Source organism: Paenibacillus sp. OAE614 (genome assembly GCF_040546645.1).
GTDB classification, from domain to species: domain Bacteria; phylum Bacillota; class Bacilli; order Paenibacillales; family Paenibacillaceae; genus Paenibacillus_AQ; species Paenibacillus_AQ favisporus.
The window spans coordinates 5,069,907-5,092,351 of sequence record NZ_JBEPOD010000001.1 but is presented as its reverse complement, the minus strand read 5'-3'; the positions used below and the strand labels follow the sequence as shown (position 1 = coordinate 5,092,351).

General features: G+C 55.9%; 25 protein-coding genes. 14 read left to right on the top strand and 11 right to left on the bottom strand.

Features of this window, described 5'->3' with window-relative positions:
* Positions 1–7 precede the first annotated feature (7 nt).
* Positions 8–1,042, top strand: coding sequence for a YhcN/YlaJ family sporulation lipoprotein (locus ABIE48_RS23520; protein WP_192717292.1), 1,035 nt, complete (start codon positions 8–10; stop codon positions 1,040–1,042).
* Positions 1,043–1,107: 65 nt separating this feature from the next.
* Here ABIE48_RS23520 and nagA read toward each other — a convergent pair whose 3' ends face one another.
* The 6 genes from nagA to efeO all read right to left on the bottom strand — a co-directional run bounded on the left by nagA (position 1,108) and on the right by efeO (position 8,169).
* Positions 1,108–2,283 carry an N-acetylglucosamine-6-phosphate deacetylase gene (nagA, locus tag ABIE48_RS23515; protein WP_192717291.1) on the bottom strand — a complete coding sequence of 392 codons (1,176 nt, stop codon included), beginning with the start codon at positions 2,281–2,283 and terminating at the stop codon, positions 1,108–1,110.
* Entirely contained in the window at positions 2,280–3,008 is a 729-nt protein-coding gene (nagB, locus tag ABIE48_RS23510; protein ID WP_089548430.1) for a glucosamine-6-phosphate deaminase, read from the bottom strand. The genes nagA and nagB overlap by 4 nt, the downstream gene beginning before the upstream one ends.
* A complete protein-coding gene (locus ABIE48_RS23505; protein ID WP_354519745.1) occupies positions 3,005–3,892 on the bottom strand; it encodes a MurR/RpiR family transcriptional regulator in 888 nt (295 codons plus the stop codon). Before ABIE48_RS23505 ends, nagB begins: the two co-directional genes overlap by 4 nt.
* 206 nt (positions 3,893–4,098) lie before the next feature.
* Entirely contained in the window at positions 4,099–5,919 is a 1,821-nt protein-coding gene (locus tag ABIE48_RS23500) for an FTR1 family iron permease (protein WP_192717290.1), read from the bottom strand.
* Positions 5,920–5,967: 48 nt separating this feature from the next.
* Entirely contained in the window at positions 5,968–7,263 is a 1,296-nt protein-coding gene (efeB, locus tag ABIE48_RS23495; protein WP_145029215.1) for an iron uptake transporter deferrochelatase/peroxidase subunit, read from the bottom strand.
* Positions 7,264–7,266: 3 nt separating this feature from the next.
* Entirely contained in the window at positions 7,267–8,169 is a 903-nt protein-coding gene (efeO, locus tag ABIE48_RS23490; RefSeq protein WP_192717289.1) for an iron uptake system protein EfeO, read from the bottom strand.
* A 349-nt stretch (positions 8,170–8,518) separates the two neighbouring features.
* Here efeO and ABIE48_RS23485 point away from each other — a divergent pair, with 349 nt between their 5' ends.
* Entirely contained in the window at positions 8,519–8,743 is a 225-nt protein-coding gene (locus tag ABIE48_RS23485; RefSeq protein WP_036649309.1) for a helix-turn-helix domain-containing protein, read from the top strand.
* Positions 8,744–8,894: 151 nt separating this feature from the next.
* Here the strand turns inward: ABIE48_RS23485 and ABIE48_RS23480 are convergent, their stop codons facing one another.
* Positions 8,895–9,269 (bottom strand): hypothetical protein, encoded by a 375-nt coding sequence (locus tag ABIE48_RS23480; RefSeq protein ID WP_105446116.1) that lies wholly within the window; start codon positions 9,267–9,269, stop codon positions 8,895–8,897.
* Positions 9,270–9,509: 240 nt separating this feature from the next.
* On the opposite strand from ABIE48_RS23480, the gene ABIE48_RS23475 reads away from it, so the two are divergent.
* Complete coding sequence (locus tag ABIE48_RS23475) at positions 9,510–10,505, top strand: GNAT family N-acetyltransferase (protein WP_192717288.1); 996 nt, start codon at positions 9,510–9,512, stop codon at positions 10,503–10,505.
* On the opposite strand, the gene ABIE48_RS23470 is transcribed toward ABIE48_RS23475, so the two are convergent.
* Positions 10,500–10,724: a DUF6199 family natural product biosynthesis protein gene (locus ABIE48_RS23470; RefSeq protein ID WP_192717287.1), complete on the bottom strand. Its 225-nt coding sequence runs from the start codon at positions 10,722–10,724 to the stop codon at positions 10,500–10,502. The two genes, ABIE48_RS23475 and ABIE48_RS23470, sit on opposite strands and share 6 nt — an antisense overlap.
* Before the next feature lie 172 nt (positions 10,725–10,896).
* Here ABIE48_RS23470 and ABIE48_RS23465 point away from each other — a divergent pair, with 172 nt between their 5' ends.
* Positions 10,897–11,565, top strand: a complete 669-nt coding sequence (locus tag ABIE48_RS23465; protein WP_192717286.1) for a DUF899 domain-containing protein — start codon at positions 10,897–10,899, stop codon at positions 11,563–11,565.
* A gap of 132 nt (positions 11,566–11,697) precedes the next feature.
* On the opposite strand, the gene ABIE48_RS23460 is transcribed toward ABIE48_RS23465, so the two are convergent.
* The gene (locus ABIE48_RS23460; protein WP_192717285.1) at positions 11,698–12,159 is read right to left on the bottom strand and encodes a DinB family protein; all 462 of its coding nucleotides are present in this window, start codon (positions 12,157–12,159) and stop codon (positions 11,698–11,700) included.
* A 300-nt stretch (positions 12,160–12,459) separates the two neighbouring features.
* Between ABIE48_RS23460 and gpmA the strand changes: the two genes are divergently transcribed.
* The 3 genes from gpmA (at position 12,460) to ABIE48_RS23445 (ending at position 14,779) form a co-directional block, all read left to right on the top strand.
* Positions 12,460–13,209, top strand: a complete 750-nt coding sequence (gene gpmA / locus ABIE48_RS23455; RefSeq protein ID WP_076174196.1) for a 2,3-diphosphoglycerate-dependent phosphoglycerate mutase — start codon at positions 12,460–12,462, stop codon at positions 13,207–13,209.
* 161 nt (positions 13,210–13,370) lie between these two features.
* Positions 13,371–13,721, top strand: coding sequence for a DUF1904 family protein (locus ABIE48_RS23450; protein ID WP_089548421.1), 351 nt, complete (start codon positions 13,371–13,373; stop codon positions 13,719–13,721).
* Positions 13,722–13,849: 128 nt separating this feature from the next.
* Positions 13,850–14,779, top strand: coding sequence for a manganese-dependent inorganic pyrophosphatase (locus ABIE48_RS23445; RefSeq protein ID WP_192717284.1), 930 nt, complete (start codon positions 13,850–13,852; stop codon positions 14,777–14,779).
* Positions 14,780–14,938: 159 nt separating this feature from the next.
* On the opposite strand, the gene ABIE48_RS23440 is transcribed toward ABIE48_RS23445, so the two are convergent.
* Entirely contained in the window at positions 14,939–15,121 is a 183-nt protein-coding gene (locus ABIE48_RS23440) for a hypothetical protein (RefSeq protein ID WP_163881492.1), read from the bottom strand.
* A 241-nt stretch (positions 15,122–15,362) separates the two neighbouring features.
* Between ABIE48_RS23440 and ABIE48_RS23435 the strand changes: the two genes are divergently transcribed.
* The 3 genes from ABIE48_RS23435 to ABIE48_RS23425 all read left to right on the top strand — a co-directional run bounded on the left by ABIE48_RS23435 (position 15,363) and on the right by ABIE48_RS23425 (position 17,829).
* Complete coding sequence (locus ABIE48_RS23435) at positions 15,363–15,899, top strand: GNAT family N-acetyltransferase (RefSeq protein ID WP_145029714.1); 537 nt, start codon at positions 15,363–15,365, stop codon at positions 15,897–15,899.
* 162 nt (positions 15,900–16,061) lie between these two features.
* The gene (locus ABIE48_RS23430; RefSeq protein WP_145029200.1) at positions 16,062–16,817 is read left to right on the top strand and encodes a class I SAM-dependent methyltransferase; all 756 of its coding nucleotides are present in this window, start codon (positions 16,062–16,064) and stop codon (positions 16,815–16,817) included.
* Between the two features lie 19 nt (positions 16,818–16,836).
* On the top strand, positions 16,837–17,829 hold the full coding sequence (locus ABIE48_RS23425) for an MBL fold metallo-hydrolase (RefSeq protein ID WP_354519740.1): 993 nt from the start codon (positions 16,837–16,839) through the stop codon (positions 17,827–17,829).
* Between the two features lie 155 nt (positions 17,830–17,984).
* On the opposite strand, the gene ABIE48_RS23420 is transcribed toward ABIE48_RS23425, so the two are convergent.
* The gene (locus ABIE48_RS23420) at positions 17,985–18,563 is read right to left on the bottom strand and encodes a phosphatidylglycerophosphatase A family protein (RefSeq protein ID WP_105446124.1); all 579 of its coding nucleotides are present in this window, start codon (positions 18,561–18,563) and stop codon (positions 17,985–17,987) included.
* Positions 18,564–18,786: 223 nt separating this feature from the next.
* Here ABIE48_RS23420 and ABIE48_RS23415 point away from each other — a divergent pair, with 223 nt between their 5' ends.
* The 4 genes from ABIE48_RS23415 to ABIE48_RS23400 all read left to right on the top strand — a co-directional run bounded on the left by ABIE48_RS23415 (position 18,787) and on the right by ABIE48_RS23400 (position 22,444).
* Positions 18,787–19,863 (top strand): GerMN domain-containing protein, encoded by a 1,077-nt coding sequence (locus ABIE48_RS23415; RefSeq protein ID WP_076174208.1) that lies wholly within the window; start codon positions 18,787–18,789, stop codon positions 19,861–19,863.
* 83 nt (positions 19,864–19,946) lie between these two features.
* Entirely contained in the window at positions 19,947–20,708 is a 762-nt protein-coding gene (gene rph / locus ABIE48_RS23410) for a ribonuclease PH (protein WP_116234184.1), read from the top strand.
* 1 nt (position 20,709) lies between these two features.
* Positions 20,710–21,333: an XTP/dITP diphosphatase gene (locus tag ABIE48_RS23405; RefSeq protein WP_192717283.1), complete on the top strand. Its 624-nt coding sequence runs from the start codon at positions 20,710–20,712 to the stop codon at positions 21,331–21,333.
* 421 nt (positions 21,334–21,754) lie between these two features.
* Positions 21,755–22,444, top strand: coding sequence for an endonuclease/exonuclease/phosphatase family protein (locus ABIE48_RS23400; RefSeq protein WP_354520691.1), 690 nt, complete (start codon positions 21,755–21,757; stop codon positions 22,442–22,444).
* Position 22,445 lies beyond the last annotated feature (1 nt).

Sequence of the window (22,445 nt, the reverse complement as noted above, 5' to 3'; positions counted from 1 at the left end):
TGAACTCATGCTACGATCCAAAGCGATTAGTCTTTCGGTATCAGCAGCCCTGCTCGTGAGCATGGCCGGTGTTGCCGGCTGTACGACGAAGGAGCCTGCAAATACGAACATCCGCACCAAAAACGTCATTGACGGCAACGGCAGAACGGGACGTATCGGCGTGAATTCCCTGCGGGAAAACGGCTTGATCAGTCCGAAAGGCTACACATACAATACAAACAGCACGAATAACGGCAACGCAGCGACCACCCATAACTTGACGAATGCCCAATTGTCGCAAAAGCTGTCCGATAAAGTGGCAGCCATGAAGGAAGTTAAATCCGCCAACGTTCTCGTGGCCGGTGATACGGCCTACGTTGCCGTGTCCCTGCGTGATACGGCCAGCAATACCGGAGGAAACACGGGCGGAAACATGGGAGCAAAAAGCTTCAGCGGCACCCACAACATGATGAACGGAAGCAGCTTTAACAATGCCGGAATGGGCAATGGAAGCAGCTTCAACAACCGTTCGAAATCGGGAACGGTGCGTAACGGCGTACGCGGTTCCGCTCCGAATGCCGCTGCAGCGCATCATAACATCCGCAACTATTCGTCTAAAGGGGCCAGCATTACGGGGAACAATGGCTATAATATGACGACGTACGGTACGGCAGGCACGACGGACAACGGGGTCGGCACCAACAACGGTATGGGTACCGGCAATGCCATGGGTTCAACCGGTAACCGTACAGGCCTGATGGGTGCCGGCGGATACAGCGATTACCGCAACGACACGATCACGTCTGATATCAAAGACCGGATCGCCAATACGATCAAGAGCACCGATAACACGATCAAGAACGTGTATGTATCTGCAAATCCGGGCTTTGTCCAAGGGTTGGCTAACTTAGCGGCACAAACGCAAGGAGGACATCCGATCAAAGGACTTATGTCCGACCTGTCGACGATGGTGGAACGCATCTTCCCAATGAATGCCGGGAATGGCAACCGTACTACCAATTACAATGCCCCTGTTCACCATTTTGATACGACCAATCGGTAAAATTGCCGATAAAAAGGGGCTGCCATAACCTTGTTATGGACAGCCCCTTATACATAGAACTACCTTTAAAATACTTTACGTCCTTTAACCCAAACGCCTTGAATATCCAGCTGGTTATCCAGCAGCAGAACGTCTGCCTGCTTGCCGATTTCGATCGTGCCGGTGCGGTCTTCGATACGCAGCCGTTTGGCCGGGTTGAAGCTGGCGGCGAGGGACGCCTCTTCGATCGACAGGCCCACGTTGTTGATGAGGTAGCGGAAGCCTTTAATCATCGTCAAGGTACTTCCGGCAAGACTGTCCCGCTGACCCTTCAAGGTAGCGATTCCGTCATGCACCTCAACCGGAAGGTCGCCGATCATGTATTCCCCGTCCCCGAGTCCGGCTGCGGACATGGCGTCCGTAATCAGGAGCAGATTGTTATCCTGCTTCAACCGGGCCAGGATGGAGATGCAGGCAGGGTGTACATGGATGCCGTCGGCGATGATTTCCGCGTGGATGCGCGGGTCGCTCAGCACCGCCCCTGCGGTTCCCGGCTTGCGGTGGTGCAGCGGTGTCATCGCGTTAAAAGTATGCACGCCTTGGCGCAGACCGGCATCCACGGCCGCTTCCACCTCGTCGTACGTCGCATCCGTATGGCCCAGCGCGGCGTTGATACCGTGCTCGGTCATCCAGGCGATCGCGTTCAGCGCGCCTTCGCGCTCCGGCGCCAGCGTCACCTGGCGGACGAGGCCCGGATACGCAGCTTCCCATTCTTCCAGCCATTCTACATTCGGCAGGACGATATGCTCCGGATTTTGCGCTCCCGGCCATTTCGGGCTGATAAAAGGCCCTTCCAAATGAACGCCCTCCACGGTTGAGTAAGGCATGTCATGCTGCGTATACTCGTGAACCTCCTTGAGGACGCGGTCGATCGCCGCCTTTGGCGCGGTCATGGTCGTCGGAAGAATCGAGGTGGTTCCCTGCGAGCAGTGGAAGGCGGTAATGGTATCCAGCACTTCCTTGTTTGAATCCATAAAGTCCTGGCCGTTGCCTCCATGCACGTGGACATCAATAAAGCCGGGAACGATGTATCCGTCCGATTTGAATTGGCTTGCAGCAGAGTCCGTCCAGCGCTGCGGCAAATCGCGAGCAAGCCCCGCATAGACGATCTTGCCGTCCTGGATAGCGACCGCTCCTTCTTCCAATACCCCTGTCGGCGTTACGACCTTGCCGTACAAGAGCTGTACGTTTTCTTGACTCATCCTAACAACCTCCCTGCACCTTGATCCAGCAGCACCACGACGTTCGGATGGCATTGCAGCAGCGATGCCGGGCACTGCGTCGTAATCGGCCCTTTCAGCGCGCGCTTCACGATCTCAGCCTTGTCTTCGCCACGAACGAGCAGCAGAATCTGCTTGGCCTTTAGAATACTGCCGACCCCCATGGTAATCGCGTGCTTAGGCACATCGTCCAGCGATGGGAAGAAGCGTGCGTTCGCCGTGCGGGTTTTTTCCTGAAGCTCAGCCACGTGCGTTCCGCCGTCCAGGCTGTCATCGGGCTCGTTGAACCCGATATGCCCGTTGTGGCCGATGCCGAGAATTTGCAGGTCCACCGGACCGTTCTGCTCCAGCATGGCATCGTACTTGACGCATTCTTCCTCCAGATCGGCGGCGTTGCCGTTCGGAACATGCGTATTTTCGAGCTGAATATCGATATGGTTGAACAGCTTCTCGTTCATAAAGGTACGGTAGCTCTCCGAATGGCCCTCAGGCAGACCGACGTACTCGTCCAGATTGTAGCTGGATGCTTTCGCAAAGCTGACCAGGCCCTGCTGGTACATTTCGATAAGCCGTCCATAAATTCCTACCGGGGTGCTGCCTGTGGCCAGGCCGAGTACCGCTCTCGGTTTGGTATGAAGCAGGCTGGCGATCAGGCTGGCCCCGGTGGCGTTAAAATCAGCCTCGTTTTTAAATGTATAAATGTTCATGCTTGAAAATGACCTCCTCTGGATTTTCGGTAATTCTGTACATTATGGTAGGACTGCTCCAGCTTGGGAACATATTGTCCGAACTGCTCGCTGTTCATCCCCATAAACAGGATGTCGACGAGATGGAGCTGGGCGATCCGCGAAGCCATGTCTCCCCGGCGCATTCCTTTTTCCAGGGAAGAGGCGAACAAAGGGATATCGGCCATGGCAGCCAGCGTATTGCTGCTGTACGACGTCAGCGAAATGGTCGCTGCCCCGCTGTCTTTGGCGCAGGCCAGCGCATCGATCGTTTCGAGCGTTTCCCCTGAATAGGAGATGGCGACCGCCACATCCCGGCCCGAAAGCGTCGAGGCGGAAGTGATCTGCATATGTGAATCAGCGAAGGCGGTACAGTTCTTACCGATCCGGATCAGCTTCTGGTAGAAATCCTGGGCGACGATCGACGAGGTGGCTACCCCGTACAAGTCGATCCGATCGGCGGCGCAGAGCAGGCGGATCGCCTGGGCCAGACGGTCCATGTCGAGCAGGGACGTCGTGTCGCGGATGGAGGCCAGGTGATTCGCTTCCATGGCCTCTACGATTTGGGATAACGGGTTGTTGGCCACGATATCCTGATAGGAAGACATGCCGCTCCGCTCCTGCATTTCCGTATGGGCGATTTCGGCGGACAGCTTCACTTTTAGATCCGGGTAGCCCTTGAGATGGAACGCTTTGCAGAACCGGGTCACGGTGGCGGGACTGGTCCCGCACTGCTCGGCCAGCTCCTTGATCCCCATGTGAACGACTTCGGAAGGGGAGGAGGAGAGGATAAAATCGGCGATCCGGCGCTCCTGCTGGGATAGCCGTTCCTGTTCCTGCGCCAAGGCGTGTAATATAGGTGCCAATCGCAAGCCTCCTTGGATAAAACTATTGATGTTGCAGATAATGAAAATAATTTTAATGAATGATTCTGATTTTGAGAAAATAATTTTTGTTTCATCCTCATCATAGGCCATTTGTCTTACGTTTACAAGGGGCGGGAATGTTAAATTTCTGTAAAAGCGAAAGCGCAAAAAACCGGACTTCTTAGAGTCCGGTTTTTATAAGAGATTTATGCGCGTGCCTTGGATCCCTGCGTATTCCGCAGCTCCACGCGAATCAGCTGCCATAGCACGAAAGCAAGCACGACCATCTGTGGAATGAACGTTTCCCAGGTCGGATACATGCCAAGCCAGGATACGGACGGCAGCCCGGTTTCCGAATGGGCGGGAATGCGACCCGAGACCTGGAGCGAATGGATGCTGTCTCCAAGGAAACGGAAAACCAGGTAGTAGATCAGCACGGTCGCCGCCAGGAAAAAGCCGCGCAGAGGCAGGCGGGCACTGAGCACGATAATCGCATAAGCGAGCACGGCCAGAACGGCAAAGGCGCCGGCGATTCCAAGGATCAGCTGCCCCATATCAATGGAGGAGGCCATCCCGGCATAGAAAATGGTCGTTTCCGCGCCTTCACGCAGGACGGCTAGACCGGCCAGCACGAAAAGAGACCACAGGCTTCCTCGGGCCAGCGCCTGATCCATCTGGCTGCCCACGTATTTGTTCCAGGCGGCCGTGTTTGACTTGCTGTGCAGCCATTGCCCGACGGTCAGCATCATCACCACGGCCACCAGACCGGTGATGCCTTCGATCAGCTCGCGGGCGCTGCCTGAAGCCGCTTTGGAGATGGAGAAAGTGAGCACGACCGCGAGCAGGAGGCTGAGGACGAGGCCTGACCCGGCTCCGCCCCAAATCCATTTCTGGCCGCGCGTATTTCCGCTTCGCTTCAGATAAGACAGCAGGGCGGACAGCACGAGAATGGCCTCCAGGCCTTCACGGAGCAGAATCAGTGCGGCATCCCACGCGGTATATTTGTGATCGACCGCAAGCGGGGTGAGGGAGGACTTCATCGCGTCCATGACCTTTACGGCTTCATCCAGTTTGGGCGGACTGGAGAGCAGGTAGCCGGAAACGGCCGACATTTTATTTTCAATATCCGTGTAAAGGTCCGGAGCGGAAACCCGCACCTCGCCCTCAACCGCCGGCCAGATGGAAATGAACTTCGTCATCTGGTCCGCCGCTTCGCTGCTGCGGCCGGCCTGCGCATCCTGGCGTGCGGTTTCGAGGATGCCCAGCACGTCGGATAGCCGGTAATTTCCGTCACTACCGGAATCAGCGGCAGCGATTTTCCCTTCGGTATAACCGGTCATCAGCGTTATAAGCTTCTGCATTTCCTGCACGGCCTGCTCTTCGCGTACCGGCTCAGCCTGGAGGGCGATCCGCACGAGGCTGATCCCGGTTTCGAGCTGTCCGTAGACCGTGAAGTTATCGCTGCGGATCGGAGTTTCTGCCGTCGGCCAGGCATCCACGATCGACTGATAGCTTCGCTTGGCCGCGCCCCAGTCCCCCGCCTGCATGGCCTTCAAGCTGTCCTGCGCCAGAGGCAGCAGCTTCTTGGCCGACTCCACGCCGCTTATGGCCGCGCCGGAAGATCCGGTCGAGCTCTCGGCCACGGAGACGTATGCGTTGACCGCTTTGGCCAGTGCGGACAGCGCGGTTTTTGCCTCCGGTCCGCCGCTTGCAAGCTTGCTCTGCGCGTCTTGAAGCGCAGCGTCGACGGCCGCTGTCAAACCGGCATGATCCGTGTCCCCGGCTTTGACCGGCTCCCAGAGCTGTTTGAATTGGTTCAGATCCTCGCTCGCTTTGGACCATTCCTGCTGGCCCGCTTCAACCAGGGCGCTGCCTACAGAAGGCAGAAGGGAGTCCAGGGCGGAATTTCCTTCCGCTTCGGCGCGCGGGGCCAAGATGCTCAGGAGGAGCATCGCAAGGGTCAGCAGGGCGCCGATCAGCGGGCGGTTCCATCGTCCGGTAAGAGGCGTAAGGTTGCTTCGCAGCATGGTGAAGTCTCCTTTATGTCAATTCTGCTAGATTTTGATGTCAACGGGCTACAACAGCGTCTCTCCGATATAGCCTCCCGAAGAGGCGCCGGGGAAGCAGGCGAACACCGCGCTTCCGACATGCTGAATATATTCGTTCAGCCGGTCGCTCTTCGCAAGCTTCTGCTGAAGGGGGATGAACTGCTTCTGCAGGTCGCGCTGGAAGCAGATAAAGAGCAGTCCGGCATCCAGCTGGCCGGTCTTGGCGTCCATGCCCCCCGAATAAGAATAGGACCGGCGGAGGATCTGTACGGAGCCGTCTCCGCGGGCGAGCGCCATATGCGAATTGGCCGGAATAGCCGGCGATCCGTCAGGCCCTTTGGCGGACAGGTCGACCTTGTCGAACTCGTGCTGTCCGCCAAGCGGTGCGCCGCTGGCCCGGTACCGTCCGAACGTCTCCTCCTGATCCTTCAGGGAGGATCGGTCCCACACCTCGATCCGCATCCGGATCCGGCGCACCGCCATGTAGCTGCCGCCGGCCATCCAGGCTGCGCCGCCTTCGGCCCCGGCCCAAACGACCCGGTTCATCTGCTCGCTGCTTGTCGTATCCGGATTGGCCGTGCCGTCCTTGAAGCCGAGCAGATTCCGCGGGGTTCCGCCTGCGGGGTCGGCGCTGCCGGTGCGCTGGAAGCCCTCCTGGGTCCAGCGGAGCACGGCCGTGCCGCGGGCAATGCGCGCCAGATTGCGGATGGCGTGAAACGCCACCTGCAGGTCGTCCGCGCAGGCCTGAACGGCCAAATCGCCGCCGCACCAGCGGGCGTCCAGCTGATCCCCGTTAAAGGCCGGGAGATCGCTGAAATTCGCCGGCCGCTTGGAGGCGAGCCCGAAGCGCGAATCAAACAGGGACGGCCCCGCGCCGAACGTCAGGGTCAGCCGGGAAGGCGAAAGACCTGCCGACTCTCCGGTATCCACCGGCGGCAGGTTGTGATTGGCGCTCTCTTCCCCGAGCATGGAGCCTTCGGTCATGGCCGCAGCCGCCGCGGTCCAGGCTTGAAACAGCTTCTTCAGCTCCTTCGCATCGGTCGTGGTCACGTCGAAAGCGGCGAAGTATATGAAGTTTTGCGAGGGGGTGATAATGCCGGCCTGATGCTTCCCGTAGAACGGGATGCGGTCCCCGGCGTCAGGATGGCCGGCAACAGCTGCCACCGTCTTCCGCTCCTTCGCGGCGAAGAGGCCGCTCATACCGGCGCCCCCGATGATCAATCCCAGGCCGCCGGTGCCCGCCAGCCGCAACAAGTCGCGGCGGGACAGCGGCTTTTTCAAAATCGACGAATCTTTGGTTTCCTCATGCTCACGGTTTGACATGCTCTACACTCCAAGCAGGGTGCCCATATTCGACAGCGGCTCCGCCAGGGCATCCAGGTTTTGGCTGAGCTTGCGGACTTCGTCCTCTTTCAGCTCGGTGTAGCTGACGTATCCGTCGCCTTTCTTGTAGGCGTCCAGTTCTTTCTTGAGCGCATCAAATCGCTCCCCGATCTGCTTTTCTAGATCCGGGTCCTTTTTGGCCAGGTCGGGTTTCAGGATTTCGTAAATTTTGGTTGCGCCTTCCACATTGGCCGCAAAATCGTACAAGTCCGTGTGGGAGTAGAGCTCCTCCTCGCCGGTTACCTTGGAGGAGGACACTTCGTTCAGCAGCTCAACCGCTCCGGTTACCATCAGGCTGGCGTCAATATCGACCGTCTCCACCTTGGCACGGAGCAGCTGCGCGTCCTGCAGAAGCCGGTCGGCAAAGGCTTCCTGGCCGTTGGTCGTCTTATCCTCCCACAGTCCCTTCTCGATCCGGTGGAATCCGCGCCAATCGGCGGCATCCACATCGTTCACGCGGGCGTCAATGTCGGGATCCAGATTGCCAAGCGCCTCGGCAATCGGTTCGATCCGCTCGTAATAGGAACGGGCCGGGGCATATAGGGCCTTCGCTTCCTCGAGCTTGCCGGCTTTCACCGCTTCGGTGAATTTTTCCGTTTGCTTCACGAATTGATCGCACTGCTCCACCGCGAAGGTGCGGTAGGATTCCACGGCTGCGCTGAAATCGGCCGTCTGCGCCGCAGCTGTATCGGTACCGGCGCTTGGCGCCGATGTGTCAGTATTAGCGGCTGACGTCTCAGTCTTTGCCTCGCTGGCAGCAGAATCTGCGCTTTCTTTCTCCGAGCAGCCTGCGAAGAGCAGGGAGGAGAGGATAATACCGGCGGGAATGATCGTATGTAACTTCAAGTTCAAAGCAGCTCCTTTTTTAAGATTATAGAATGTGTACATTTTCAGCGGCGCTGAATGATTCTGTAACCACGAGAAAAACTTCCTCTATTTCTTATAGAAGAAAGGGGATAGATCAGTTTGATAATGATTCTCAATTTCATTGATAGCAACATCATAATGAGTTACCGACCATGTGTCAACTGCCATTTTAAAATGCCGAAATCTCTCCTGCTGTAAGCCCTTTCAAGGCAGGTGCCTAATTTTTATGCATAACGACACCAAAGCCCGGTGCCTTACATAATATGAGTTGACTGTATCCCTTTACCTTGTTATACCATACAAACCCGAGCAAGGAGGGGTGACACCATTGAAGGGGAACGATCATAAGAGCAAATTTTTGTTGACTCATCGTGAGCGCGAAGTATTTGAACTGCTCGTTCAGGACAAAACGACACGCGATATCGCCGGTCAGTTATTTATCAGCGAGAAGACGGTCCGGAACCATATTTCCAATGTGATGCAGAAATTAAACGTCAAAGGCCGTTCTCAGGCCGTTGTCGAGCTGATCAAGCTTGGGGAATTAAAAATCTGATCGAAGCCTCTCTTGCGACCTTGGCCTTCTGCGAGATGTCTTCCTTGACGGGAAGGCATAGCGGGAGGTTCTTTATTTTGTTCACTTCCATCTTATGCGGGGATTTCGTTACATGGGAAAGGGTACCCTGACGGGCACCCTTTGTAGATGATTACTGTCTGATAATAAGAATGTCTTGAGGCGGTCTGCCGGTGCTTTGAATTTGGGAAATTTCGGCATTCGTCAGGTTGCGTCCAACGAGGATGAAAGAAGACGTGACGTTGTTAAAGTTGAAATTGCCCAGGTTGGCTACATTTTGGCTGCCACGGAACACGCGGAAAGATCCCTGGAAATTAATTCGTGAGAACAAAACAAGCGTCACTTGATTGCTCTGCACCGTATTTCTGAGACGGAAGCTGGAGAGAAGATTGTCGAAGCGGAAAGCTCCAAGGTCGCGGACCGCAACTCCACCGCGTCTGAACAAGATTCTGCGGCCCGTAAAATTAATGCCGGACCAAAGGGCAAGACGTACATCGCTGTTTGCCAAATATATCACTCCTTTTCTTAAGATTGATATATTCTATGCCGGCTTCACAGATCGGTATCGGACAGATGATCGTGTGCAAAAGTTTGTTTTTCAAAGATTCATATTTATGAGCACGTAGGGGAGCGGAAAGCGCCCCGGCTAAGGAAAAAAACGCTATACCCAAACTTTATCGCTCCATCAAAGTGATTGCATGAGATAATGAGCGAGGCAAACCAATACCATTTTTTGGAGGAATACATATTGTCAAACTTTACGATTCGCCGTTTTGGCAGGGAGGATTTTCAAGCAGCCGCGGCGCTGCTGAGCCTGATCTGGTCGGAACCCGTCACCGCCAAGCAGCTGCAGGACGAAGAAGAGAGTATACCGCCGGGCCAGCTTCATTACGACGAAGAGGGGCGGCTGATGGGCTGGGATCGCCCGAAATGGGTCGCCGTTAACCGGGCAGGAGAGGTCATCGGTTACGCCATCGCCTGGCGTGCGCCCTGGAACGAACCCGGCAGCCTCAACGTTACACTTGTCGTCCATCCGGATGAACGCGGCTGCGGAGCTGGAAGGGCACTGTCCCGGGAAGTGCGCGAGTGGGCGTGCCTGGTTAAGGCTTCCCGTCTCGTTTGTTTTATGAGGGAGAATGACGGGGCCTCGCTATCGTTTGCGGAACGCCGGGGCTACCTGCTGGAACGCCACACCTTTGAATCTGTGCTGGATCTGTCGTCTTTTACCGACCAAGCTTTGCTGCCAAGCATTCGCAGCGCCGAGTCATCCGGCATTATGTTCGTGACGCTGAAGGATGAGCCTGGAGAGGCGCAGGAGCGGAAGCTTCATGAGCTGTATAGGATCGCCCATCAGGACATTCCGGGATACAACGAGGATTTCCCCTGGTTTGAGGAATGGAAGAAATGGAATATTAACCTGGCCGGCGTGCGGCCGGAGTATGTACATATCGCCAAGGACGGGGACCGCTATGTCGGCGTCGTGACCCTGCAGCAGAACGAACAAACCCAGGCGATGTGCCACCAGTTTACCGGTGTGCTTCCGGAGTATAGGGGCCGGCGGATCGGGCTGGCGCTGAAGCTGTTGGCCATACATACCGCACGCGCTGCCGGTGTGCCTTATTTGCGAACCCACAACGATTCGCTGAACGGTCCCATGCTTCGCATCAACCGCGATCTGCTGGGGTTTCAGGCGGTACCCGGAAACTTCAAAATGGTCTGTTCTCTGGAGAAGGGGCGGTCATAAAAACAGCAGCATAAACAACCCGATTACGATAAAAATCGAGCCGAGCACGATCGCAAGGAAGCCGCGGACCTTTTGGAGTTCCAGGTAGGACTCGCTGGGCTCCGCTTCTTCTACTGTCTTCCAGCTTTCGCTGCTCCGCCATCCCCTTCCCAGGTTCCGGCGGGTCATGATACCGCCTCCAATCAAGATCAGCCCAAAGATGATCAGATACATGTTCATATCCATCAGCTCCTTCCTATATAGAACGTCTGAATGGAGGAGGATGTTCCCGGACACAAGTAATATGCAGCTTCATATTATTTTCAGCAATTCATAAGAAATCCCGGGAAATGAACCATGCTAGGATAATGGCAGAACCAACGAATCCTTTAAAACTTGGAGGAGGATACCCGTGGATACGAAAAACACAGCACTTCCGCAAATCGTTTCGGAACAAGAGTGGGTGGACGCGCGCGATAAGCTGCTCGTCAAAGAGAAGGAGCTTACCCGGGCGCTGGACGCGCTGGCCGCAGAGCGCCGCAGGCTGCCGATGGTACGGATCAGTAAAGATTATATGTTCGAGGGACCGGATGGTACAGTGCCGCTGCTTGATCTTTTTGACGGACGCCGCCAGCTCGTGGTGTACCACTTCATGATGGCTCCAGGCGCCAGTCAAGGCTGCACAGGCTGCTCCTCTTTTGTCGACAACATCGGCCACCTTGCCCACCTGAATGCCCGTGATACGACCTTTATTCTCGTCTCCCCTGCGCCCCTGTCACAGATCCGGCCGTTCAAAGACCGGATGGGATGGAATGTACCTTGGTTCTCTTCAAACGGGAACGAATTCAACAATGACATGGGTGCAGGGGACGGGTTCGGCTTAAGCGTCTTTCTCCGCGATGGAGATGAGGTGTTCCGCACCTATTTCACAGCCTCCCGTGGCGTCGACAGGATCCGCGCGGACTTCAATTTGCTCGACCTGACACCCTTTGGCCGCCAGGAAACGTGGGAGGATTCACCTGAAGGATGGCCGCAAACCCAGCCTTACATCTGGTGGCGTCTGCATGACGACTATCGTTAATCCGTTTTGACGACACGCGATGCCGCTCAGGTTACCACCGTCGGTTTTTAACCCGAGTTCTTTCCAAAAATGAAGGCAGCCTCTTTCTCCGACATGGAGAAGGGCTGCCTTGTGCTGTCTGCTGACCCGATATCAGGCCAGCTTCTTCAGCATGGCGTTGATCATTCCGACATGCGATGCTTCATGATTAATGTTCATGACCAGCAGCTCGTCGATCGTCTCGGCTTTGGCAAAGTTGTCCGCTTTGGCGACTGGCTGATTTAGGTCGTCACCGAGCTGCTCTTGGAACACGCGAATCTGCTCGGTGAGCTGCGAAATCAGGGTATCCCACGCCGGTGCCTCGCCCTGCCAATCTGCCGGTTTCGTCCCCGAAGCAAAATAAGGGCGGTATTCGGCCGGAATGACGCCGTCCTTGCCGCTGTACTGGAGCACGAGCATGTCGGATATGACCAGCAAATGCCCGAGGTGCCAGTGGATATTGTTGTTGAATCCGTCGGGGACGATATCCCGCTTGGATTCAGGCAGCGCGGACACCTTGTTGATGATGCCCGTGCGCACGCGCTCGATTTGGCCGAACAAATAAGCATTTCTCATTATTGTACCTCCGTCGTTCTCCGATTATGATGTAACAGTAGTTATTGTAAATCTGTCCGGCCAGGGAGGCAACCCGGGCGAACGTCCCGGAGTCTACCCCAGCGGGGAACCTCTGCAGAGCATAAGCATGTGTTGGGAAGAGCTGAGAGTCCGCAAACAGTAGATCGCCAGGGACGGCAGCTCACCCGCAGCCAGTATGTAAAATGATTGGAATGAAAAGAAAAAGTTTAAAAAATGCTTGTCGGTTAAAAGCTATACCGGTAGTTTGTTACGAGTAAGGCAGTAAAGGAGTGTGGCACCATGTACAAGGTGGTTCTGGTCAGACATGGGGAAAGCGAGTGGAACCGCGAGAACCGGTTCACAGGCTGGACGGATGTCGATCTGACGGACAAAGGGGTCCAGGAAGCGATCAAGGCCGGGCATCTGCTGCAGGATATTCCCTATGAAATCGATATCGCATATACGTCCGTATTAAAGCGGGCGATCAAAACGCTGAATTATATTTTGGACGTCAACGACCTGCTGTGGATCCCGATCCGCAAATCGTGGAAGCTGAACGAACGGCATTACGGCGCGCTTCAGGGACTTAACAAAGAGGAGACGGCGAAGAAATACGGCGCGGAGCAGGTCATGCTGTGGCGCCGGAGCTACGACGTGCCCCCGCTGCAGATTACGGCCGACGATGACCGCTACCCTCCCAAGGATAAGCGCTACGGCAACTTGACGAAGCAGGAGATTCCGCTGGGAGAAAGCCTGAAGGACACGATCGCACGCGTGCTCCCTTATTGGGAAGCGGAGATCGTGCCGCAGATCAAGGCGGGCAAGAAGGTGCTCGTCGTCGCGCACGGGAACAGCCTGCGGGCCTTGATGAAGGTGCTGGAAAATATAAGCGAGGAGGACATCGTGGATCTGAACATCCCGACCGCGGTGCCGATTCTGTACGAGCTGGACGACGATTTGAAGCCGCTGAACCGCCATTTTCTGGGGAGCCCGGAGCGTGTGCAGGAGAAAATCGACGTCGTTGCCAACCCGTCGAAAATTATGGAATAGCGGCGTCAGGCATCGGATTTGGGGTATCAGCAGTATCCATTGGCATTTAGGAGTGATCTCTTGGGGAGGTGACTCCTTTGCCGTTTTTATGGTAGGTTAGTAATGCCGATATATTTAGATCGGGCACAGCTTTAGAAAGAAAGAGAAAGAAGGGAACGGCTTTGCCTTTTGTCAGATTTACAGGTTTTGAAAAGAATGTGGTGGAGACCGCCGCACCGGCCATTATCGAATGCATTTCAGGAATCGCCAACATTCCGGAAGAAATCGTCAAAATTGAGCTTTTACATGTGGAAAAAATCACAAACAGCCCCCGGTCCGTGGAAATTTTCATGTTCCCGCGCGAGGAAGAGAAGCATCATGCGATCGCCGAGAACATCAACCGGATCCTCGAGAACCTCGGTTGCCCGCATACCCATATTTTCTATGTGCTGCTGAATCCGTCGCTGTATTATAAAGAGGGGCAGCCGCTGAAGCGGATTCCGGCCAAGACGCCTCCCGAAATCAGGCTGTAATCAAGCCTTCAGGAATAAATCTCTGTAAAGGAATTGGAATATAGCCCAATTCCCGCTATAATCGTATGTAGATTACGGCATGAACCAAGTCTTCATTTATTCCAAACGATAAAGGAGCAGTTGAAACCATGGCAAAAACATTGATTTTCGGGCACAAAAACCCGGACACGGACACGATCACATCAGCGATCGTATACTCTTACCTCAAGAATAAGCTCGGCCATAATACGGAGCCGGTTCGTTTGGGCGCCGTCAACGGCGAAACGCAGTTTGCGCTGGATTATTTCAAAGCCGAGGCCCCTCGCCAAGTGGAAACCGTGGCTAACGAAGCAAGCGAGGTTATTCTCGTTGACCATAATGAGCGCCAGCAAAGCGCTAGCGACATCGATCAGGTGCGCGTGAGCGAGGTCATCGACCACCACCGCATCGCGAATTTCGAGACAAGCCATCCGCTGTACTACCGCGCAGAGCCTGTAGGCTGCACGGCAACGATCCTGAACAAGCTGTTCAAGGAAAAAGGCGTTGAAGTTACGCCGCAAATCGCCGGTCTGATGGTATCCGCGATCGTATCCGATACGCTCCTGCTGAAATCCCCGACCTGCACCGAGGAGGACGTAGCCGCTGCGCGCGAGCTCGCCGAAATCGCCGGAGTCAACCTGGAGCAGTACGGGCTGGACATGCTTAAAGCGGGTGCAGATGTCAGCAGCAAGACGATTGCCGAGCTGATCTCCCTGGACGCCAAAGAATTCCAAATGGGCAGCAGCAAAGTGGAAATCGCCCAAGTGAACACGGTGGACCCTAACGACGTCCTGAACCGTCAGGCTGAACTGGAGGACGCCCTGAATGCGATCATCAGCGAGAAAGGTCTCGATCTGTTCGTGTTTGTCGTAACGGATATCCTGAACAACGATTCCGTGGCGCTGGCCCTCGGAAAATCCACTGCTGCGGTCGAAACGGCTTATAACGTGAAGCTTGAGAACAATACCGCCGTATTGAAGGGTGTTGTGTCTCGTAAATCGCAAATCGTACCGGTGCTGACCGAAACGCTGAGCAAATAATTACATTGAACGGCTGAACTGGAGCAGGCTGATTCCTTGAAATGGGAGGATGGCCTGCTCGTTCTATTTTTGCGATCGAAATTCAAAAAACCTGTTCATCGCTGAACAGGTCTGTTGGATTAGCTTCTGTGTATCTGGGAGAAGGGATTGTGTTGCCAGTTAAGCTTCTTCGTCGTCTTCTTCATCGTCGGCTTCTTCGTCTTCGTCCTCATCCGCCTCTTCTACGAATTCGGATTCTTCCTCGTCTTCCGCCTCTTCATCTTCTTCTTCGATGTCGTCGATCTGCTCTTCCTGTTCTGCTTCTTCGTCAGCCATCAAGATGTCCAATTCCAAATGCTCCATATCTAATCCCTCCAATTTTTAAAACACTATGATTAGTGCATATTTACTATATCACCAGTCTGGTGAAAGGTTTGTCGCAATATGGGCCGGGTTCCGCATTATTTTCCGCTATATTTCGGCAAATGATGGCGGCTGTGGCAGCTCTCCTAATGCTCTTCATTTAAGGGGGTCGACACCGAAAGGCAGATGGATTAATCTGGATTCAATTCATTCAATGCGTTTCGAAGGAGGAGACATGAAGATGAGGCTGGAGACGAACAGGCTGGTCATCCGCGAGTTTGTGCCGGAAGACTGGGAGAGCGTACACCGTTACGCATCAGATCCCAAAGTTACCCGTTATACCCTTTGGGGTCCGAATACCGAGGAGGAAACGAAGGACTATGTCGCAGGCATGAAGGCGATGCAGCAGAAAGAGCCAAGGACCCATTACGAGTGGGCGGTAACCCGCAAAACGGACGGGGAGCTGATCGGCGGCTGCGGAATCAACGTCTCGGGCTCGAACGGAGAAATCGGCTACTGCTTCCATGCGGATCATTGGGGCCAAGGCTATGCTTCGGAATGCGCGAAGGCGATGCTGGAATTCGGCTTCCGTCAGCTGGGAGTACACCGGATTTATGCGACCTGCCGTCCGGAAAATATCGGGTCCGAGCGGGTCATGCAGAAGATCGGCATGCAAAAGGAAGGCTATCTCCGCGAGCATATGCCGACGAATAAAGGAGGCTTTGCGAATTCCTGGCTGTATTCGATTCTGTCGCATGAATATGTGCCTGGGTCGTAAACCGGACCAGCCTTATCGGCTCGATTCATACAATCCCATGGCGCGTCGAATCCTATACTGCATACGGCGGGCACAGGCTGCCAGCCGGCTGGTTTCAACCGTCCTTTTTGAATGTAATAATTCATGGAACCGACTCACATACACAGGAGGATGACGCAGAGGATGAAGGATTGGTATGAAAAAAGTTTCGGAGAGGACTATCTCCTGGTATATAAGCACCGTGACATCGAAGGGGCAGCCCGGGAGGTCAAGACGATGATCTCCTGGCTGGACCTGCCGTCAGGGGCGCAGGTGCTCGACTTGTGCTGCGGAACAGGCAGGCACTCCCTCGCGCTGGTGGACGCGGGCTACCGCGTCACCGGGGTTGACCTCTCCGACGTACTGCTGCGGGAGGCCCGGAGGCTGGACACGAAGGAGCGGGTGGAATGGCGGCAGGCCGATATGCGCGAACTTCCGCTGGAAGGCGGGTTTGACGCGGTCGTCAATCTGTTTACGTCGTTCGGGTATTTTCGCGAGGACGGGGAGCAGCTCAAGGTACTCCGGGAGATTCGCCGAATGCTGAAACCCGGAGGGTGGTTTATCATCGATTTCATGAACTCCCCTTATGTCCGGAGGCATCTGGTTCCGGAATCGGAGCGGGAGGAAGAGGGGCAGCGGATCGTGGAGAAGCGCCGAATCGAAGGGGATTTTGTAATCAAGGACATCTCCATATCGGATATGCACGGCACCAAGGGCACACGGGAGTATCACGAGCGGGTGAAGCTGTACACGCGCGGCCGGCTGGAGGAAATGCTGCAGGAAGCCGGGCTCATGACAGACGAAGTGTACGGCGGCTATAATGAGGAAGTCGATTATGACGAGGGGCGCTCACAGCGGATGATTTTTGTGGGACGGCGCCCGCAGGAAGAGAAAGCATAAATGAAAGAAGGACGGGGCATTGAATATACCCGAGATTACGCACTATGAAGACGGCATCATTCAGGTAAAGATGGCGATGTCATACCCTTTGCGCTGGGTAAACAGCTATATTCTGCGGGGGCCTTCAGGAGGGGTTACGGTGATCGATCCGGGACCGCGGACCGCGGAGAATGAAGCTGCCTGGAACAAGGTATTGGATGAGCTGGGCATCCCTTTCGGGAACGTGGAGTCGGTCGTGCTTACGCACCATCATCCCGATCATTTGGGATTGTCGGGGTGGTTCCAGGAAAAGGCGGGCTGCCCGGTCCGGATGTCCGCGCGGGCGGCGGAGGAAATGCAGCGGATGTGGGGCGAGGCATCCACGATGAATGACGACCTGCCGCTATTGTTTCGGCAGCACGGCATGCCCGAGGCGTGGACAAGCCAGCTCCCCGCCCATTTGGAGAGCTTCTTCCCGCAGGTAGAGCCGCTGCCTTCGGCGCTGCCGCTGACCGAAGGGGAACCGCTGGAGATGGGCGGGCGGCGATGGATGCCCATCGAAACGTGGGGCCATGCGCCAGGCCATATGTCGCTGCTGCACGAGGAGAGCGGGGTCATGCTGTGCGGAGATGCGGTGCTGCCGCAGATCTCCCCGAACGTCAGCCTGCTGTCCGGAAGCGATCCTGAGCCGCTGCATTCGTTTCTGAACGGGCTCAGGAAGCTGCAGGGCTTCCAGGTAAAACGGGCCTATCCGGGACACCGGAATCCGTTTGACCATTTTGAGGCCCGGCTTGAGGCGCTCCTGCAGCATCATGAAGAGCGGCTGGTGCGGGTGCTGGGACGGATTCAGGCAGGGCCGGCGACCGGTTTTGAGCTGTGCGCCGCCCTGTTCGGCACCGCGCTCGGCATTCACCAGATGCGCTTCGCCATGTGCGAGACGCTGGCGCATACGCAGGAGCTGGAGCGGCGAGGCCAGGTGAAGAAGGTGCCGGGTCATGACGGCATCTTTCGCTATGAAGCCGCCGTTACATAGCGGCAGGAAGAGCAGAAAGGACGGCCAAGAGGCCGTCCTTGTTTGCGTTCGGAGCGTTGCATTAGTCCGGCTCCGAACCTTCTGCGTTATTTTCCTCGCCAAATGACAAGAGAAGGGCTGACGAATCAGCCCTCCTCGATGATGATAGAGTTGTTTTAGTGATCTTCGGGAAGCCGAACCTCATCGGGCCCGTCGCCCGTTTCCTTCTCCGCCTGCTTGCCGTGCGCGATCCGGCTGCTGGCCGCCGCGGCGACCGCGCCGACGATATCGTCCAGGAACGTGTGGGTTTCCCCGGTGCTTTTGTCATTCAGGCGCTCGAGCACGCCGGGCTTGAGCTTATCGATATAACCGTAATTCGTAAAGCCGATGCTTCCGTATACGTTAACGATGGAAAAGGCCAGCACTTCGTCGACGCCATACAGGCTCTCGTCATTTTCCAGCATGTCCTGCAGCGGGGAGAGCAGCTTGCCCTGCTCGGCCAGCATATCGAGCTGGATGCCGGTCAGTACCGCGTTTTGCACCTCGCGCTTGCTAAGCACTTTCTCCACGTTCAGGATGCATTCCTCCATCGTCAGGTTCGGATAGTACTTTTTCTGCAGCAGCATAACGAGCTCGGCGATCTCCTCCACCCTCACGCCCCGGTTATGAAGCCACTCCCGCGTCGCTTCGGATACCTTTTTACTGTTTAAGCTGTATGGAATTTTTGCTTGTTTTGCCTCATTTGCTTCACTCATTACGTCACCCCGTCATCCAAGTAGTATGTAACTTCACGCAATTTGATTGTATGTTTTGCAGTATATCTTTGTCCAGTTATGCCCATTTTGACGCATCCTCAAGCAGCAGGGAAGGCGCAGGAGCCTGGATAAAATTAATATGGGCCGGCTGTTATTTTTTCGGAAGGGGGCTCGTATACATGGTAGTACAAACTGTACAAAATGATTAGGAGGAACCAGACTTATGACCAAGCTTAACAAAATTCGCGGCATTTCCGCCGCCGGATTGCTGGCCGTTCCCGTTATCCTGTCCGGCTGCGGTTTGTTCGGGACCCATTCGGCTTCGGAAGACATCGATGCGCCGCCGAAAGCGGTCGAGGAGCAGATGCTCAATATGTCGGACGGCACAGGCACCACAGGCGCCAAGGCTAAGGCCGAGCTCACCGGCACCCCGACGACCGTGTATTTGGCGGACGGGAACGGGATGCTTGCCCCCGTCACCCTCGGTCTGCCGGAAGTAAAGGATAAAACTTCGGTTCAGCTGTCGGTGGAAACGCTCGTCTCCGGCGGAGCCTATGCCAAATATATTCCGGAAGGCTTCACGGGCGTCCTGCCTGCAGGAACCGAGGTCAAGAAGGTCACGGTGGACAAGGATAACAAGCTGGCCGTTGTCGAGTTTAACAGTGCATTCACGAAATACAAAGCGCCGGATGAGCGCAAAATTCTCGAATCGCTGGCCTGGACCCTGACCGGTAATGCGGATGTGCAAAAGGTCCAGCTGTGGGTTGACGGCAAGAAGCTGTCGGAAATGCCTGTAGGGGGCACTCCGCTGGATCAGCCGCTCAGCCGGAGCATGGGCATCAATCTGGAAGTCGGGCAGGGGGCCACGCTGACGAATTCGTCGCCAGTCACCGTTTACTTCTCGGCGGCATCGCCGGCCGGCATTCAGTATTACGTTCCGGTAACGCGGCTTGTCAAACCGGGACAGGACGCGCTGCAGTCGGCACTCGCCGAATTGATCCGCGGTCCGCAGGAGACAGACGGCCTGGAACAAGTCATGACCGACGAGACGCAGCTGCAGTCCGTGAAGAAGGAGAAGGACGGAACGGTAACGGTCTCCTTGAAGGAAGACATGTTCGCCGAAGGCGATGCGGTACCGACCGAAATGCTCCAGTCCGTCGTGCTGACGGTGGCGGAAAATGCGGGGAATCCAAAGGTCAAAATCGAGCTGAACGGGGAGTCCAAGGTCGTCGGAACCGACAATTTGGACTACAGCCAGCCAGTCACACGCCCCGATTATATTAACGAAATCCCGCTTTAAGGGCAGCTCAGGGTGTTTTTATCCCTCCATTTTGGTAAAATAAAGGTTGCTTAAACAGGATGCGAACGAAGTAGGAGGCAGAAATGATGAGATCAAACGGACGCAGCAGCCATCAGCTTAGGCCGATGAATTTGACAGTGAACGTAAACAAGTACGCGGAAGGCTCCGTGTTCATTGAGATGGGGGACACCAAAGTCCTTTGCACCGCCACGGTGGACGAGAAGGTTCCTCCTTTTTTGAAAGGACAGGGGAAAGGCTGGGTAACGGCGGAGTATTCGATGCTGCCCCGGGCGACGCAATCCCGCAACCAGCGGGAAGCCGCGCGCGGCAAACTCAGCGGACGTACGATGGAAATTCAGCGGCTGATCGGCAGAGCGCTACGCTCCGTTGTGAATTTGCAGGCGCTGGGCGAGCGGACTATCACGCTGGATTGCGACGTCATTCAGGCAGACGGAGGTACGCGCACGACGTCGATTACCGGATCGTTTGTGGCGATGGCCATTGCGATCAACAAAATCGCCCAGCAGCACAAGCTGCCGGTGTTCCCGATCAGCGACTTTCTGGCTTCGGTCAGCGTCGGAGTGGTCGGTGAAGAGCCGCTGCTCGATCTGAATTATGAGGAAGATTCGAAGGCGAAGGTGGACATGAACCTCGTCATGACCGGCAGCGGCGCGTTCGTCGAACTGCAGGGAACCGGCGAGGAAAGCCCGTTCACGCGGCAGGAGCTTGATGAGCTCCTGAAGCTTGGAGAGCAGGGCATCCGCGAGCTGATCGCCAAGCAGAAGGAAGCCCTTGGCCCCATTGCGCTGATGATCGGCTCGGGACAAGCCGGAAGAGAGGCCTAGCATGATTCCGGCGGGCGATACGATTATTGTGGCGACGAAGAACAAAGGGAAGGTCAAGGAGTTTGAGCATGCCTTCGCCGCGCTGGGCAAACAGGTGAAAAGCATGTTCGACTATCCCGGCATCCCGGATGTAGTAGAGGACGGGAGCACGTTTGCGGAGAATGCGCTGAAGAAAGCCAAAACCGTAGGCGATGCCCTCGGGCTTCCGGTGCTGGCCGACGATTCCGGCTTATGCGTTGACGAGCTGGAAGGCCGTCCGGGCGTGTACTCCGCCCGGTTTGCGGGTGAGCATGCCACGGATGAGCAAAACAACGAGAAGCTGCTGCAAATGCTGGAGGACAAAAAGATGGGCGCGGACGTTCAGGATTCGCTGCTCAGCCCGGCGAGCTTTGTCTGCACGCTGATACTGTATGATCCGGCAACGGGCGGCTTCATTGAGGCCTCCGGCTCGGTTCAGGGATGGATTACCGCCGACCGCGCCGGCTCGGGCGGTTTCGGGTACGACCCGCTTTTCTATCTTCCCGAATACGGGAAAACAATGGCCGAGCTGACGATGGAGGAGAAGCAGGCGATCAGCCACCGCGGAGCGGCGCTCCGCAGCCTGATGGCCAAGCTGGCCCCATAAACAACGTGTTTCCGATAAAGGCTGCTCCTTTGGATCTACCCGATCCAAGGGGGCGGCCTTTTCGCCGTGTCCTGTATTGGCGTCCCACATAGGAGATCCCACAAAGCAAAGCACGATCATATCAAAGCTGTGAACCCGTCTGAAGGGGATTAATCGTGCCTTTAACCAAATTTTGTGATCGCTTTCCAGCGGATTATGGTAGAATGGGCGTGCGTAAACTTTGAGAAATGAGGTGTTGATGTGAGCAACACAGCCATACCGGAGATGGAGCTCCGGTTCATGTCGTATAACATCAAAAACGACTATGACAAGGAAGGCGAGAATACCTGGAACAGCCGGCGGGACCTGGTTGCCGGAATCGTCCGCTTCCACCGCGCCGACTTGGTCGGCATGCAGGAGGTGCTGCATAACCAGCTGACGGATCTGGAAGAGCGTTTGCCGGGGTACGGCTGGATCGGAGCCGGCCGGGAGGACGGGAAAGCAGGACGGCGAATACGCCTGCATCTTTTACCTGAAGCAGCGGCTGAAGCCGCTGGAGCATGGACATTTCTGGCTGTCCGAAGAGCCGGAGAAGCCGGGCAAATTGGGCTGGGACGCAGCCTGCACCCGGATGGTAACCTGGTGCCGGTTCAAAGATACATATACGGGAAAAGAATTTATCCATCTGAACACTCATTTTGATCACATCGGCGTGGAGGCGGTCAAGCAGAGCGCACATTTGATCAAAAGCCGGATCCGGGACTTGGTGGAAAAGGGCGCCGCGGTGCTGACCGGGGATTTCAACGTCACCAGCGATTCGGAAGCCTACCGCGTCCTCTGCGGCGAAGAAGAGGGCGAGGCTCTGTTGCGTGATGCGGCGGTCAGCGCGGATTACCGGCATTTCGGCCCGGCATTCACCTTCCAGGGCTTTGACTCCCGGGAAACGGCCGCGCGGCTGTTCCCTGCGTATTTGAACTCGGGCGAGGAGCATGGTCTCGAGTTCGAGAGCGCCATCGATTTTATTTTCGTGACCGGCGGGGTACAGGTGCGCAATTTTGGCGTGATCACCGACCACCGCCAGGGCAAAATGCCGTCCGACCATTTTCCGGTGGTCGCCGACCTGCTGGTGTAAG